This window comes from Pseudomonas sp. S37 (genome assembly GCF_016658545.1).
Taxonomy (GTDB): domain Bacteria; phylum Pseudomonadota; class Gammaproteobacteria; order Pseudomonadales; family Pseudomonadaceae; genus Aquipseudomonas.
In genome coordinates this window covers 1-14,020 of record NZ_JACVZC010000041.1, presented here as the reverse complement: position 1 = coordinate 14,020, position 14,020 = coordinate 1, and the positions used below count along the sequence as shown (strand labels likewise).

10 protein-coding genes and 3 pseudogenes are annotated in these 14,020 nt (G+C 63.5%); 7 read left to right on the top strand and 6 right to left on the bottom strand.

Annotated features, from left to right (window positions below):
- Positions 1-55: 55 nt before the first annotated feature.
- From pip to IAE39_RS14665, 7 genes are all read left to right on the top strand, one after another.
- Positions 56-1,027 carry a prolyl aminopeptidase gene (gene pip, locus IAE39_RS14695; RefSeq protein WP_201203550.1) on the top strand — a complete coding sequence of 324 codons (972 nt, stop codon included), beginning with the start codon at positions 56-58 and terminating at the stop codon, positions 1,025-1,027.
- Entirely contained in the window at positions 1,024-1,461 is a 438-nt protein-coding gene (dtd, locus tag IAE39_RS14690) for a D-aminoacyl-tRNA deacylase (RefSeq protein WP_201203549.1), read from the top strand. The genes pip and dtd overlap by 4 nt, the downstream gene beginning before the upstream one ends.
- Positions 1,462-1,724: 263 nt before the next feature.
- The gene (locus IAE39_RS14685) at positions 1,725-3,458 is read left to right on the top strand and encodes a glucan biosynthesis protein G (protein WP_328825615.1); all 1,734 of its coding nucleotides are present in this window, start codon (positions 1,725-1,727) and stop codon (positions 3,456-3,458) included.
- Positions 3,451-6,024 carry a glucans biosynthesis glucosyltransferase MdoH gene (gene mdoH, locus IAE39_RS14680; protein ID WP_201203547.1) on the top strand — a complete coding sequence of 858 codons (2,574 nt, stop codon included), beginning with the start codon at positions 3,451-3,453 and terminating at the stop codon, positions 6,022-6,024. Before IAE39_RS14685 ends, mdoH begins: the two co-directional genes overlap by 8 nt.
- Before the next feature lie 236 nt (positions 6,025-6,260).
- Entirely contained in the window at positions 6,261-7,058 is a 798-nt protein-coding gene (locus IAE39_RS14675; protein ID WP_025752328.1) for a transporter substrate-binding domain-containing protein, read from the top strand.
- A gap of 79 nt (positions 7,059-7,137) precedes the next feature.
- Positions 7,138-8,100: an amino acid ABC transporter permease gene (locus tag IAE39_RS14670; protein ID WP_201203546.1), complete on the top strand. Its 963-nt coding sequence runs from the start codon at positions 7,138-7,140 to the stop codon at positions 8,098-8,100.
- On the top strand, positions 8,093-8,827 hold the full coding sequence (locus IAE39_RS14665; protein ID WP_201203586.1) for an amino acid ABC transporter ATP-binding protein: 735 nt from the start codon (positions 8,093-8,095) through the stop codon (positions 8,825-8,827). Before IAE39_RS14670 ends, IAE39_RS14665 begins: the two co-directional genes overlap by 8 nt.
- Positions 8,828-8,943: 116 nt before the next feature.
- On the opposite strand, the gene IAE39_RS30115 is transcribed toward IAE39_RS14665, so the two are convergent.
- The 6 genes and pseudogenes from IAE39_RS30115 to IAE39_RS14645 form a co-directional block, all read right to left on the bottom strand.
- Entirely contained in the window at positions 8,944-9,648 is a 705-nt protein-coding gene (locus tag IAE39_RS30115) for a methyl-accepting chemotaxis protein (RefSeq protein WP_442968442.1), read from the bottom strand.
- Between the two features lie 198 nt (positions 9,649-9,846).
- A pseudogene (locus IAE39_RS30110) lies at positions 9,847-10,887 on the bottom strand (methyl-accepting chemotaxis protein); the annotation flags it as partial.
- A 264-nt stretch (positions 10,888-11,151) separates the two neighbouring features.
- Positions 11,152-11,865, bottom strand: coding sequence for a methyl-accepting chemotaxis protein (locus IAE39_RS30105; protein ID WP_442968441.1), 714 nt, complete (start codon positions 11,863-11,865; stop codon positions 11,152-11,154).
- A gap of 141 nt (positions 11,866-12,006) precedes the next feature.
- Positions 12,007-12,951, bottom strand: a pseudogene (locus IAE39_RS30100) (methyl-accepting chemotaxis protein); the annotation flags it as partial.
- A gap of 218 nt (positions 12,952-13,169) precedes the next feature.
- Entirely contained in the window at positions 13,170-13,877 is a 708-nt protein-coding gene (locus tag IAE39_RS14650) for a 16S rRNA (uracil(1498)-N(3))-methyltransferase (RefSeq protein WP_201203537.1), read from the bottom strand.
- Positions 13,874-14,020 (bottom strand): annotated as a pseudogene (locus tag IAE39_RS14645) (Sec-independent protein translocase subunit TatC); the annotation flags it as partial. The pseudogene IAE39_RS14645 and the gene IAE39_RS14650, both read right to left, overlap by 4 nt.

Below are 14,020 nucleotides of genomic sequence, written 5' to 3'. Positions count from 1 at the left end.
CGCAATTCAGGTTTATGATGGCCCACGGCCGAATAATCCTCACACGGAGTGCGCAATGCAGACCCTCTACCCGCAGATCAAACCCTACGCCCGGCACGATCTGGCCGTGGAAGCGCCGCATGTGCTGTATGTCGACGAAAGCGGCTCGCCTGAAGGTTTGCCGGTGGTGTTCATCCACGGTGGCCCGGGTGCCGGTTGCGACGCCCAGAGCCGTTGCTATTTCGACCCCACGCTGTACCGCATCATCACCTTCGACCAGCGCGGTTGTGGCCGCTCCACGCCGCACGCGAGCCTGGAGAACAACACCACCTGGCACCTGGTCGAGGACCTGGAACGCATCCGCGAGCACTTGGGTATCGACAAGTGGGTGCTGTTTGGCGGTTCGTGGGGTTCAACCCTGGCCCTGGCCTACGCCCAGACTCACCCTGAGCGCGTGCACGGCCTGATCCTGCGCGGCATCTTCCTGTGCCGGCCGCAGGAGATCGAGTGGTTCTACCAGGAAGGCGCCAGCCGCATGTTCCCGGACTACTGGCAGGACTACATCGCCCCCATTCCGCCGGAAGAGCGTGGCAACCTGGTCAAGGCCTTCCACAAGCGCCTGACCGGCAACGACCAGATCGCCCAGATGCACGCCGCCAAGGCCTGGTCCACCTGGGAGGGCCGCACGGCTACGCTGCGTCCCAACCCGCTGGTGGTCGACCGCTTCTCCGAGCCGCAGCGGGCACTGTCGATTGCCCGCATCGAATGCCATTACTTCATGAACAACGCCTTCCTCGAGCCCGACCAGCTGATCCGCGACCTGCCGAAAATCGCCCACCTGCCGGCGGTGATCGTGCATGGTCGCTATGACGTGATCTGCCCGCTGGACAACGCCTGGGCGCTGCACCAGGCCTGGCCGAACAGCGAGCTGAAAGTGATTCGTGACGCCGGCCACGCGGCTTCCGAGCCGGGCATCACCGATGCCTTGGTGCGTGCCGCCGACCAGATGGCCCGGCGCCTGCTCGACCTGCCCCTGGAAGAAGCATGAAGGGCCTGCTGCAACGCGTACGTGGTGCGCGGGTGGAAGTGGCGGGGGAGGTGGTTGGCGCCATCGACCAGGGTTTGCTGGTGCTGGTGGCGGTGGAACCTGAAGATTCCCGCGAGCAGGCCGATAAGCTGTTGCACAAGCTGTTGAACTACCGGGTGTTCAGCGACGAGCAGGGCAAGATGAACCTGTCGCTCAAGGATGTCGGGGGCGGTTTGTTGCTGGTGTCGCAGTTCACCCTGGCGGCGGATACCCGCAACGGCATGCGCCCGAGCTTCTCGACGGCAGCGCCACCGGCGCTCGGCGCCGAAATGTTCGACTATCTTTTGCAGCAAGCAAAAAGCCAGTACCCCGATGTGGCGAGTGGACGATTCGGCGCGGACATGCAGGTGCACCTGGTCAATGATGGCCCAGTGACATTTATGTTACAAATCTGAGGGCAATAAACCCCTTGTTGATAGGAAAACAAGGGGTTTTGTACGATAAATAGTTGTTCCGGCCTGATGCGTTGTCACGCAACCTGCTGGATAATCGCGCGCTGCATGGACCTGCGTTCGCAGGTTCGTTTCACTCTGACTCGAGCATTGTCTGGAACCGTTTGGGGAATCATTACGCCCTCACGGGGTCCGAACAGTGCTCGCCAACCCGGCATTTGTCGCTGGCCGTTGGTTTCATGATCTGTTTTCGGCGAGGGTTGCTCGTGATTGTTAGTCCCCAAAAAGCATCAAGAATCCCCGGCACCGGGCTGCGCAAGGCTCTGATGGCCAGTGTGGCACTGGTCGGCCTGATGAGCGCGGGCCAGCTGTGGGCATTCAATCTTGACGATGTTGCAGCCAAGGCAAAGGATCTGGCCGGCCAGAAGTACGACGCACCAAAAAGCAACCTGCCGGCCGTATTCCGCGACATGAAGTTCGCGGACTACCAGAAAATCCATTTCCTGCAGGAAAAGGCTGAGTGGGCCAAGGACAAGACCCCCTTCAAGCTGTCGTTCTATCACCAGGGCATGCATTTCGACACCCCGGTGAAAATCAACGAAGTGACCGCCACCAAGGTGGAAGAAATCAAGTACGACCCGAGCCGCTTCGAGTTCGGTGACGTGCCACACGACCCGGAAACCACCAAAAACCTGGGTTACGCCGGTTTCCGCGTGTTGTACCCGATCAACAAGGCCGACAAGCAGGACGAAATCATGACCCTGCTTGGCGCCAGCTATTTCCGCGTGGTCGGCAAGGGCCATGTGTATGGCCTATCGGCCCGTGGCCTGGCCATCGACACCGCGCTGCCATCGGGCGAGGAATTCCCGCGCTTCACCGAGTTCTGGGTTGAAAAACCCAAGCCGGCCGACAAGCACCTGGTGATCTACGCCCTGCTCGACTCGCCGCGTTCCACCGGTGCCTACAAGCTGACCCTGCGCCCGGGCAGCGACACCGTGGTCGATGTGCAGTCGCGTGTGTACCTGCGTGACCACGTCAGCCGCCTGGGCATTGCCCCGCTGACCAGCATGTACCTGTTCGGCCCCAATCAGCCGTCCAAGGTCCTCAACTATCGCCCGGCCCTGCACGACTCCGAAGGCCTGTCGATCCACGCTGGCAATGGCGAGTGGATCTGGCGCCCGCTGAACAACCCGAAACACCTGGCTGTCAGCAACTTCAGCGTCGAGAACCCGCGCGGTTTCGGCCTGATGCAGCGTCAGCGCGCCTTCAGCGACTACGAAGACCTCGACGACAACTACCAGAAGCGCCCGAGCGCCTGGATCGAGCCGAAGGGTGACTGGGGCAAGGGTACCGTCGACCTGGTCGAAATCCCGACTGCCGACGAGACCAACGACAACATCGTGGCCTTCTGGAGCCCGGAAAAGCTGCCAGAGCCAGGCACGCCGGTGGAGTACGCTTACCGCCTGCACTGGACCATCAACGAGCAGCAGTTCCAGGCCCCTGAGCTGGGCTGGGTCAAGCAGACCCTGCGCTCTACCGGTGACGTCAAGCAGTCCAACCTGATCCGCCAGCCAGACGGCAGCGTCGCCTTCCTGGTCGACTTCGCAAGCCCCACCCTGGCCGCCCTGCCGGAAGACACCGCCGTGCGCAGCCAGATCAGCGTCGGCGACAACGCCGAGGTGGTCGAGAACAATCTGCGCTATAACCCAGAGACCAAGGGCTGGCGCCTGACCCTGCGCCTGAAGGTCAAGGAAGCCAACAAGTCGACCGAAATGCGCGCCGCACTGGTGCGTGATGTGCCGGTCGAACCTGCCAAGCAGGACGCCAAGCAGGACAAGGCCGTAGCCAAGCATGCCAAGGCCGATAAAGCCGCCAAGGCCGAGCCAGCTGCCAAGGCCGAACAACCTGCCGCCGATGCGGCATCCACCAACGGGGCCCCGGCCACCACCGAAAAGGTGTTGACCGAGACCTGGAGCTATCAGTTGCCTGCCGATGAGTGACTCAAACGCAAGGCCAGTATCGCTTGGCGAGTACCTGGCTCATCTACCACTGAGCGACGAGCAGCGGGCAGAACTTGCCAGCTGCACCTCGTTCAGTGAGCTGCACCAACGCCTGGCGGCCAACCCGGCTGCCGGCCCTACCGAGGCTGTACAGGCCTCGGTAGGGCCGCGCCTGACCGTGGGCAGCGCCGCCGAGCTGGAGGACGCCGAAATGCTCGGCGTCGATGGCAGCGGCCGCCTGTGCCTGAAGATTGCCCCGCCGATCAAGCGCACCAAGGTCGTGCCAGAGCCTTGGCGCACCAATGTGCTTATCCGCATGTGGCGGCGCATGACCGGCCGCCCCAACGCGCCGCAGCCGCCCAAGCGCGAACTGCCGCCGGCACGCTGGCGCACGGTTGGCTCGATCCGCCGTTACATCCTGCTGACCCTGATGATCGGCCAGACCATCGTGGCCGGCTGGTACATGAAGGGCATCCTGCCGTACCAGGGCTGGTCGTTCGTCGACCTCGACGAAATCCTCAGCCAGTCGCTGTGGGACACGGTAGTGCAGGTGTGGCCGTATGCCTTGCAGACGTCCATCCTGATCCTCTTCGGTATCCTGTTCTGCTGGGTGTCAGCGGGCTTCTGGACCGCACTGATGGGCTTCCTCGAGCTGCTCACCGGGCGTGACAAGTACAAGATTTCCGGCAGCAGCGCCGGCAACGAGCCGATCGCGCCCGAGGCGCGTACCGCGCTGGTGATGCCGATCTGCAACGAAGACGTGCCGCGCGTATTCGCCGGCCTGCGTGCAACGTTCGAGTCGGTGGCTGCCAGCGGCAACCTCGACCGCTTCGACTTCTTCGTACTCAGCGACACCAACGACACCGACATTGCCGTGGCCGAGCAACAGGCCTGGCTGGACGTGTGCCGCGAAACCAAAGGCTTCGGCCGCATCTTCTACCGCCGCCGTCGGCGCCGGGTGAAGCGCAAGAGCGGCAACCTCGACGACTTCTGCCGCCGCTGGGGCGGCGAGTACAAGTACATGGTCGTGCTCGACGCCGACAGCGTCATGAGCGGCGAATGCCTGAGCAGCCTGGTGCGCCTGATGGAGGCCAACCCGGACGCCGGCATCATCCAGACCGGGCCGAAAGCCTCGGGCATGGACACCCTGTATGCGCGCATGCAGCAGTTCGCCACCCGCGTGTACGGCCCGCTGTTCACCGCTGGCCTGCACTTCTGGCAGCTGGGCGAGTCGCACTACTGGGGCCACAACGCGATCATCCGCATGAAGCCCTTCATCGAGCACTGTGCCCTGGCACCGTTGCCGGGCAAGGGTGCGTTCGCCGGGGCCATCCTGTCCCACGACTTCGTCGAAGCTGCGCTGATGCGCCGTGCCGGCTGGGGCGTGTGGATCGCCTACGACCTGCCGGGTAGCTACGAAGAGCTGCCGCCGAACCTGCTCGACGAGCTCAAGCGCGACCGCCGCTGGTGCCACGGCAACCTGATGAACTTCCGCCTGTTCCTGGTCAAGGGCATGCACCCGGTGCACCGTGCAGTGTTCCTCACCGGGGTGATGTCGTACCTGTCGGCGCCACTGTGGTTCCTGTTCCTGGTGCTGTCGACCGCGCTGCTGGCGACCAACACGTTGATGGAACCGCAATACTTCATCGAGCCGTACCAGCTTTACCCGCTGTGGCCGCAGTGGCACCCGGAGAAGGCCGTGGCACTGTTCTCCACCACCATCGTGCTGCTGTTCCTGCCCAAACTGCTCAGTGTCATCCTGATCTGGGCCAAGGGCGCCGTCGAGTTCGGTGGGCGGATCAAGGTCACCCTGTCGATGCTGATGGAGATGCTGTTCTCCATGCTGTTGGCGCCGGTGCGCATGATCTTCCATACCCGTTTCGTGCTGGCCGCGTTCCTCGGCTGGGCCGCGACCTGGAACTCGCCGCAGCGTGATGACGACTCCACACCGTGGAGCGAAGCGGTACGTCGGCATGGCCCACAGACCCTGCTGGGCATTGCCTGGGCCGGCCTGGTGGCCTGGCTGAACCCGAGCTTCCTGTGGTGGCTGGCGCCAATCGTCGGTTCGCTGGTGTTGTCGATCCCGGTATCGGTGATTTCCAGCCGCACCCGCCTGGGCCTGGCAGCCAAGGACGAGAAGCTGTTCCTCATTCCCGAGGAATACGCTACCCCGCAAGAGTTGCTGGCAACCGACCAGTACACCCACGAAAACCGCTGGCATGCCCTGCATGACGGCTTCGTGCGTGCGGTGGTCGACCCGCGGCAGAACGCCCTGGCCTGCGCCATGGCCACTGCCCGCCACGGGCAGGCGGCGCCAATCGAAGCGCTGCGTGCCGAGCGCGTGGCCAAGGCGATCGAGGTCGGGCCGAAAGGGCTGGACCTCAATACCCGCCTGGCCCTGCTCAGCGATCCGGTGGCGCTGACCCGCCTGCACGAGCAGGTGTGGGCCGAGCACAACGCGGCGTGGATCGATGTGTGGCGTGCCTCCATCAAGAACGACCCGCATTCGCCGCTGTTGCCGCTGCACCCGGAGAATGAAGGCCAACCGGCACTCGTCGGCGCCTGACAGGGCCTATTCGCGGGTGAACCCGCTCCTACAAGGGATACACATTCCCATGTAGGAGCGGGTTCACCCGCGAAGCTTTTAGGGCCCACCCCCTATTTTGGCCAACAAAGTCCCCCCCAGCGCTAGGTCCCCGGCGCGCCATGCGTTAGCATCCCTCTCCGATACGACGCATCGGCCAGTACGGTCGTGCCAACACAATAAGATTCGCTCTTTTCTTGCTAGGGGACTTGGTGATGATCAAGAAATACCTTTCGCGACTGCTGGTCGGTGTCACCGCCCTGGTCGCCGTGACAGCGGCCCAGGCCGGCGCCATCGATGATGCGGTCAAGCGCGGCACCCTGCGGGTGGGCATGGACCCGACCTACATGCCGTTCCAGATGACCAACAAGCGTGGCGAGATCATTGGCTTCGAGGTCGATATCCTCAAAGCCATGGCCAAGTCGATGGGCGTCAAGTTCGAGGCGGTTTCCACTGCCTATGACGGCATCATCCCGGCGCTGCTGACCGACAAGTTCGACATGATCGGCAGCGGCATGACCCTGACCCAGGAACGCAACCTGCGCCTGAACTTCAGCGAACCCTTCATCGTCGTTGGCCAGACCCTGCTGATCCGCAAGGAGCTGGCGGGCGAGATCAAGTCGTACAAAGACCTGAACAACGAAAAATACCGGCTGACCTCCAAGCTGGGCACCACCGGCGAAATGGTTTCCAAGAAGCTGATCGGCAAAGCCAAGTACCACGGCTACGACAACGAACAGGAAGCGGTGATGGACGTGGTCAACGGCAAGGCTGACGCCTTCGTCTACGACGCACCGTACAACGTGGTGGCAGTAGAGAAGGCCGGTGCCGGCAAGCTACTGTTCCTCGAAGAGCCCTTCACCTACGAGCCGCTGGCCTTCGGCCTGAAGAAAGGCGACTACGACAGCATCAACTTCATCAACAACTTCCTGCACCAGATCAAGCATGACGGGACCTACGATCGTATTCACGACAAGTGGTTCAAGAACAAGGACTGGCTGAAGGAAATGGAATAAGGCCCAGGCCACAAGCCCGGCTTTATGACCCCGACGCGCAGGCAAACCCTGCGCGTTCGCATTTACGGAAGTACCCCACGTGATCAAACACAAGAAAGCCCAGTGGCCCTGGCACGGGCTGACCGCCCTGGTCCTGGTGGGCCTGGCGTTCAGCCTGTACATGGCCACCTCGATGATTTCTTACGAGTGGCGCTGGAACCGCGTACCGCAGTACTTCGCCTACAAGGCCGAAGAAACCCAGCGCGCAGCCGGTTACGGCACCGTGCAGGAAATCGTCATTTCCGGCGATAACGCCCGCGTCACGCTGAAAGACGAAAGCGGCGCCGAGCAAGTGCTGGACGTGGCCAAGGACAGCCTGCAACTGAGCCGCGGCGACGATGTTGCCGAAGGCGACCAGATTGGCGTCACCCGGCATTGGGCCGCAGGCCCGCTGGCCTGGGGCCTGTGGACCACCTTGTGGATCTCGGTGCTGTCCGGTGCGTTCGGCCTGGTGATCGGTTTGTTCGCCGGCTTGTGCCGGTTGTCGAACAACCCGACCCTGCGCGACTTGTCGACCGTGTATGTCGAACTGGTGCGCGGTACGCCGCTGCTGGTGCAGATCTTCATCTTCTACTTCTTCATCGGCACCGTACTCAACCTGTCCCGCGAGTTTGCCGGGGTGGCGGCGCTGGCGCTGTTCACCGGCGCCTATGTGGCGGAAATCGTCCGCGCCGGCGTGCAGTCGATCGCCAAGGGCCAGAACGAAGCCGCGCGCTCGCTAGGCCTGAACGCTGGCCAGTCGATGCGCCACGTGATCCTGCCGCAGGCGTTCAAGCGCGTGCTGCCGCCACTGGCCGGCCAGTTCATCAGCCTGGTCAAGGACACCTCGCTGGTCTCGGTAATCGCCATCACCGAACTGACCAAGAGCGGCCGCGAGGCCATCACCACCTCGTTCTCGACCTTCGAGATCTGGTTCTGCGTGGCAGGCTTGTACCTGCTGATCAACCTGCCGCTGTCGCACATTGCCAGCCGGCTTGAGCGGAGGCTTGCGCAAAGTGATTGAAGTCCGTGACCTGCTGAAAGTCTTCGACACCCGTGGCCAGGTGGTACGGGCTGTGGATAGCGTCACCACCCAGGTCGCCAAGGGCGAAGTGGTGGTGGTGCTCGGCCCGTCCGGTTCGGGCAAGTCGACCTTCCTGCGCTGCCTCAACGGCCTGGAGCACTTCGACCAGGGCCATGTGGCTATCGACGGCCTGCAGCTGGCCGACCCGAAAACCGACATCAACGCCTACCGCCGCGAAGTCGGCATGGTGTTCCAGCACTTCAACCTGTTCCCGCACATGACCGTGCTGGAAAACCTGTGCCTGGCGCAGAAGGTGGTGCGCAAGCGCAACAAGGCAGACCGCGAGGCCAAGGCCCGGGCGCTGCTGGAGAAGGTTGGCATTGCGCAGAAGGCCAACGAGTTCCCGTCGCGTTTGTCCGGTGGTCAGCAGCAGCGGGTAGCGATTGCCCGCGCCCTGGCCATGGACCCGAAAGTGATGCTGTTCGACGAACCGACCTCGGCGCTCGACCCGGAAATGGTCGGCGAGGTGCTGGACGTGATGAAGACGTTGGCCCAGGAAGGCATGACCATGGTCTGCGTCACCCACGAAATGGGCTTTGCCCGCGAAGTGGCCGACCGTGTGTTGTTCTTTGATCACGGCAAGTTGCTGGAAGACTCTGCGCCGGCCGCGTTCTTCGCCGCACCGAAAGACCCGCGTGCGCAGGCCTTCCTGCGCCAGGTGCTGTAACCGCCGGGGGCGCTTTGCGCCCCTTTCGCGACGCAAGGCCGCTCCTACAGGGGTATGCGATCTCCTGTAGGAGCGGCCTTGTGTCGCGAAAGGGCTGCAAAGCAGCCCCGGCAATCTCAAATGTTGAACCGCCCCACCATCCCCCGCAATTGCTGCCCCAACTGCTCCAGTTCCCCACTCGAAGCCGCCGTCTGCTCACTGGCCGCACTGGTCTGATCCGACACATCCCGCACATTCAGCACGCTACGGTTGATCTGCTCGGCCACCACGCTCTGCTCTTCGCTGGCCGTGGCGATCTGCTGGTTCATGCCCTGAATACTCGACACCGTGTCGGTAATCTGGCCTAGCGCATGCCCGGCCCTGCGGCTTAGCTCCACGCTTTGCTCGGTCAGGTTCTTGCTGCTGTCCAGCAAGCGGGTCACTTCGTCGGTGCCGTTGTGCAGGCTGTCGATCAGTTGGCCGATCTCTTCAGTTGCGGTGGAGGTGCGCTGGGCCAGGCCGCGTACTTCATCGGCCACCACGGCAAAACCGCGCCCGGCTTCACCGGCCCGTGCTGCTTCAATCGCCGCGTTCAGCGCCAGCAGGTTGGTTTGCTCGGACACCGACTTGATCACATCGAGAATGCTGCCAATGCGCTGGCTCTCGGCGGCCAGGTGCTGCATGGCCGCCAGGCAATGGTCCATCTGCCCGGCCAGTTGCTCGATGCGGCCAATGGCTTCTGCCACCACCTGGTCGCCCATTTGCGCCTGCTGGTCGGCGTTGGTCGCAGCCTGTGAGGCCTGTTCGGCGTTCTGTGCCACTTCTTGCACAGTGGCGCTCATCTGGTTCATGGCGGTGGCGACCTGGTCGGTTTCCTCGCGCTGCTGGCTGATGCGCAGCTTGGTGTCCTCACTGCTGGCGGCCAGCTGTGAGGCCGCCTGTGACAGTTGGCCGACGCCCTGGTCGATACCACCGATCAGCTCGCGCAGGCTGAGGGTCATTTCGCGCATGCTGGTCTGCAACTGGCCCATCTCGTCGCGGCGTTGCACCGCGTCAACCTGGCTCAGGTCACCCTTGGCAATGCGCGCAGCCACGGTCAGCGTCTGGCGCAACGGTTGGGTGATCTGCAAGGTGATCAGCCAGGCCGCCAGCACGCCCACTGCCAGCGCCAGCAGCGCCACACTGGTCAGCAGCGAGCGGGCCGCGAGGGCTTCGCTGTCGCGCTGTTCGACCTTGCGCTTGCCCAGCTCGAGGCTCACCGCCCGCAGCTCATTGCCCATTTTCTCCATGTTGTTTTGCAACTGTTCGACGTGCACGGCGGCGCGACGGTACTCGTCCAGGCTGGCGCGGTACTTGGCCAGGTCCGCAGCGGGCTGCTCGCTGACAGCGCGGGGCAAGCCCAGTGGCGCAAGGCCCTTCAGCAGCTGCGCAAGGCTACTGTCGGCAGCGTTCAGGGCGTTGTCGCCAACTTTGGCAAAGTCATCGACCGGGATGAACGTGTAGGCGGGTACCAGGCTTTGCTGATTGGCACTCTCGACATGCCGGCTGAGGGTGTCCATCAAGCCCAGAACACCCCCTTGCTGGCTGTCGGCAGGCATCTTCAGCAAGGCCTGGGTCTGCAGTTCGTCGATCGCCTCATTGAGCTTCTGCTCTTGTGCCTGCATGGCTTCACGCAGGGCAATGCGGTTGCTGACGCCGCGTTGCAATTCGCTGAAGTCATTGCGCAGGCGTTGCAGCAGTGCCAGTTTTTCGGTCAGCAACTGCCGCGATTCATCGACGTTGCTGCGTTGTTGCAGGGTGGTCAGCATGTTGTTGAGTTGGTCGAGGATGCTGCCGATGCGGGCTTTGCTGGCGTCGTCGTTGAGCACGCGGTACGTGATGCGCTCTGCGCGCAGGTCTTTGGTGAGGTCGTTGATCAGGCCGATTTCGCTGAGCTGCTGCGAACGGACAATGGCGCCGTCCAGTGCGCGCCAGCCGCTGATGGTGGTGGCCAGGGTAAGCAGCAGGACCACGGCAAAGCCGAGGGCCAGCTTGGCGGCGACGCTGATGTTGCCGAGCTTGCGGTTGAGGTAGCCGAGCATGGGGAGTCTCCGTGCAAGTGAGAGAGGGATGCAGGCGGACTGCTGGCATCACACCTCTGCCCATCGGCAGCGGAGCTGTAGGACTTGACCTGATAATCGTGTAGGAAATTTCGCCGTAAACAGTAGGAAGTTTTGTGCCCGTGCCGGCCTCTTCGCGGGTAAACCCGCTCCCACAGATATCGCGCAGGAATCAAGGGCTGTGCAGTACCTGTGGGAGCGGGTTTACCCGCGAAGAGGCCGGTACAGGATGATCCATCCTTCAGATCAAAGTTTGAAACGCCCCACCAACCCCTGCAAATGGGTGCCCAGCCGCGCCAGTTCCACGCTGGAACTTGCGGTCTCTTCACTGGCCGCCGAGGTCTGGTCGGAAATATCCCGCACATTCATCACGCTGCGGTTGATCTCCTCGGCCACGGCCGTCTGTTCCTCTGCCGCCGTGGCAATCTGTTGGTTCATCGCCTGGATCGACGACACGGTACGGGTGATGGTTTCCAGCGAGCTGCCGGCACGGCGGGTCAGTTCGACGCTGCTGTCGGTCAGCTGGCGGCTGTTGTCCATCACGCTGGCCACCCGCTGGGTGCCGCTCTGCAAGCCGGCAATCAGCTCTTCGATCTCTTCGGTCGACTGCTGGGTGCGTTGGGCCAGGCTGCGCACTTCGTCGGCGACCACGGCAAAGCCACGCCCGGCTTCACCGGCGCGGGCGGCCTCGATCGCGGCGTTGAGGGCCAGCAAGTTGGTCTGCTGGGCCACCGCCTTGATCACATCGAGCACACTGCCGATCTTGTCGCTCTCGGCTTTGAGCTGGTTCATCGCTTCGCTGGAGTTGACCACCTCGCCGGCCAGGCGCTCGATCTGCGCCACGGCCTCGCCCACCACGCGGTCGCCTTCGCGAGCTTGCTGATCGGCCATCAAGGCGGCTTCCGAAGCCTGCTCGGCATTACGCGCCACTTCGTGCACGGTGGCGGTCATCTGGTTCATGGCGGTCGCCACCTGGTCGGTCTCGACCTTCTGGTTGTTGACCCCGGCGCTGGTCTGCTCGGTCACGGCCGACAGCTGCTCGGCCGCACTGGCAATCTGCGTGACGCCGTCACCAATGCCACCGATCAGCTCGCGCAGACCCTGGGTCATGCGCTGCATGCTGGCTTGCAGCTGGCCCAGCTCATCGCGGCGGTTCACCTGCAGGTTCTGGGTCAGGTCGCCACTTGCCACGCGCTCGGCGGCGCGCAGGGTCTGGCGCAGGGGAATGATGATCTGCCGGGTAATCGCCCAGGCGGCCAGCAGGCCAAGGGCAAGGGCCAGCACGGTGGCGGCCATCAGCAGCGTCTTGGCCTGGGCGGCGGCAGTGTCGCGCACCTTGGTTTGCGAGGTGGTCATCTCCTGGCTGGCCTGCAGCAGCACCGTGCCTTGGTCGGCCATGTGTTGCAGGGCTTGCTCGCTGGCAGACTGGGCATTGCCGAACTGGTTGACCGCATCGCGGTAGCCGCCCATGGCTGTGGCGGCATCGTCCAGGCTGGCGGCATATTCGGCGGGTAGCTTGGCCGGAAGCGAGCGCAGTTCTGCCACAGCTTGGTCGATGGCTTTCAGCGCGGTTTGCTGGAACTCGGCATTGCCGCTGTAGGTGTAGCCACGCACCTGGAAGCGTGCTTGCTGCAGCAGGGCGCTGACTTCCACGGCGTGCTGGTACTGGCTGATGTCGCCACCCTGCAGCAGGCGCTGCTGCACGCGGCCGACCAGTTCCACGGCCTTGTCGGCGCTGTCGCCCAGCACGCCACGGCTGGCTTCACGGCGCTGGCCGGCCTGCTTCAGCTCGTTGAACGACTGCTGGTAAATGCGCACAGCTTCGCGCTGTTGTTCCAGGCGCTGGCGGTCGGCGGGGAGTTCGATCTGGCCAAGCATCAACTGCACCTGGCGATCGAGGCTGGTCAGGGCCTTTTCCAGCTCTGCCACCGAGGCTTCGTCACGCTGGCGTTGATAGTGCTGGCGGGCGATGCGCAATTCCTGGGTGTGTTGCTGGATGACCGAGATGTTCCCCAGCTTGTCGCCACGGTCGATGATGCTGTCCATGCCGTGCCAGCCGGTCAGGGTGATGGCCAGGGTCAACAGCAGTACCAGGCCAAAGCCCAGCCCCAGTTTGCGATTGACGCTCACATTGCCCAGCGATTGGGCTAACCATTGATACATGTACGACTCCCGGGCGGCTTGGCAGCACAAATAGTTGTAGTGTTGCCAAGGCCATCGGCCCGGGAGGGGGAAACTTGATGGGCGAAAAAACGGCGTTTACGTCAGAAAATACGCGAAAGCAGCGCAGTGACGGCGGTTTCGACCCGCAAGATGCGATCACCCAGTTGCACCGGCGCCAGGCCAGCCTTGCCCAGCAGCTCGATTTCATAGGGGATCCAGCCGCCCTCGGGGCCAATGGCCAGGGTCACGGCCTGGTCCACGGCACGCGGGCAGGCAGGGTAGGGGCCGGGGTGGCCGACCAGGCCCAGGGTGCCAGCGGCAATCGCCGGCAGGCGGTCTTCGACGAAAGGCTTGAAGCGCTTCTCGATGACCACCTCGGGCAGCACCGTGTCACGCGCCTGCTCCAGGCCCAGGATGAGATTGTCGCGAATGCTCTGCGGCTGCAGGAACGGCGTTTGCCAGAAGCTTTTCTCGACCTTGTAGCTGTTCACCAGGATCAGCCGCGGCACGCCCAGGGTGGCCACGGTCTGGAACAGCCGACGCAGCATTTTCGGGCGGGGCACCGCCAGTACCAGGGTCAGCGGCAGCTTGGCCGGTGGCGGCTGGTCGAAGGCCACCTCCAGTTCGGCCTGGTGCTGCTCCAGGCGCAGCACCTTGGCCTTGCCCATCAGGCCGTTGATACGGCCCACGCGCAGGGTGTCGCCCACCGCCACGCGGTGGATTTCCTGCATGTGGGTGAAGCGCCGATCAGCAAGAACGACGCGGTCGGCCGAGACAAAGTCGGCCTCTTCAAGAAGCAACAGGTTCACGGTTGGGTCGCTGGTGGCTGGTCGTTATGGTCGTCGGCGGTTTCGTCGTGGGCACCACGCTTGCGGATCAGGCTGCCGCACAGCACGCCGATCTCGAACAGCAGCCACATGGGCACGGCCAGCAGGGTCTGCGAGAAGATGTC

What these genes read in the sequence shown, in the direction of transcription:
- pip (WP_201203550.1), top strand. Translation starts at nt 56, where the DNA reads ATGCAGACCCTCTACCCGCAGATCAAACCCTACGCCCGGCACGATCTG.
- IAE39_RS30115 (WP_442968442.1), bottom strand. Translation starts at nt 9,648, where the DNA reads ATGAGCGCCACTGTGCAAGAAGTGGCACAGAACGCCGAACAGGCCTCA.
- IAE39_RS30105 (WP_442968441.1), bottom strand. Translation starts at nt 11,865, where the DNA reads ATGAACCAGATGACCGCCACCGTGCACGAAGTGGCGCGTAATGCCGAG.
- mdoH (WP_201203547.1), top strand. Translation starts at nt 3,451, where the DNA reads ATGAGTGACTCAAACGCAAGGCCAGTATCGCTTGGCGAGTACCTGGCT.
- dtd (WP_201203549.1), top strand. Translation starts at nt 1,024, where the DNA reads ATGAAGGGCCTGCTGCAACGCGTACGTGGTGCGCGGGTGGAAGTGGCG.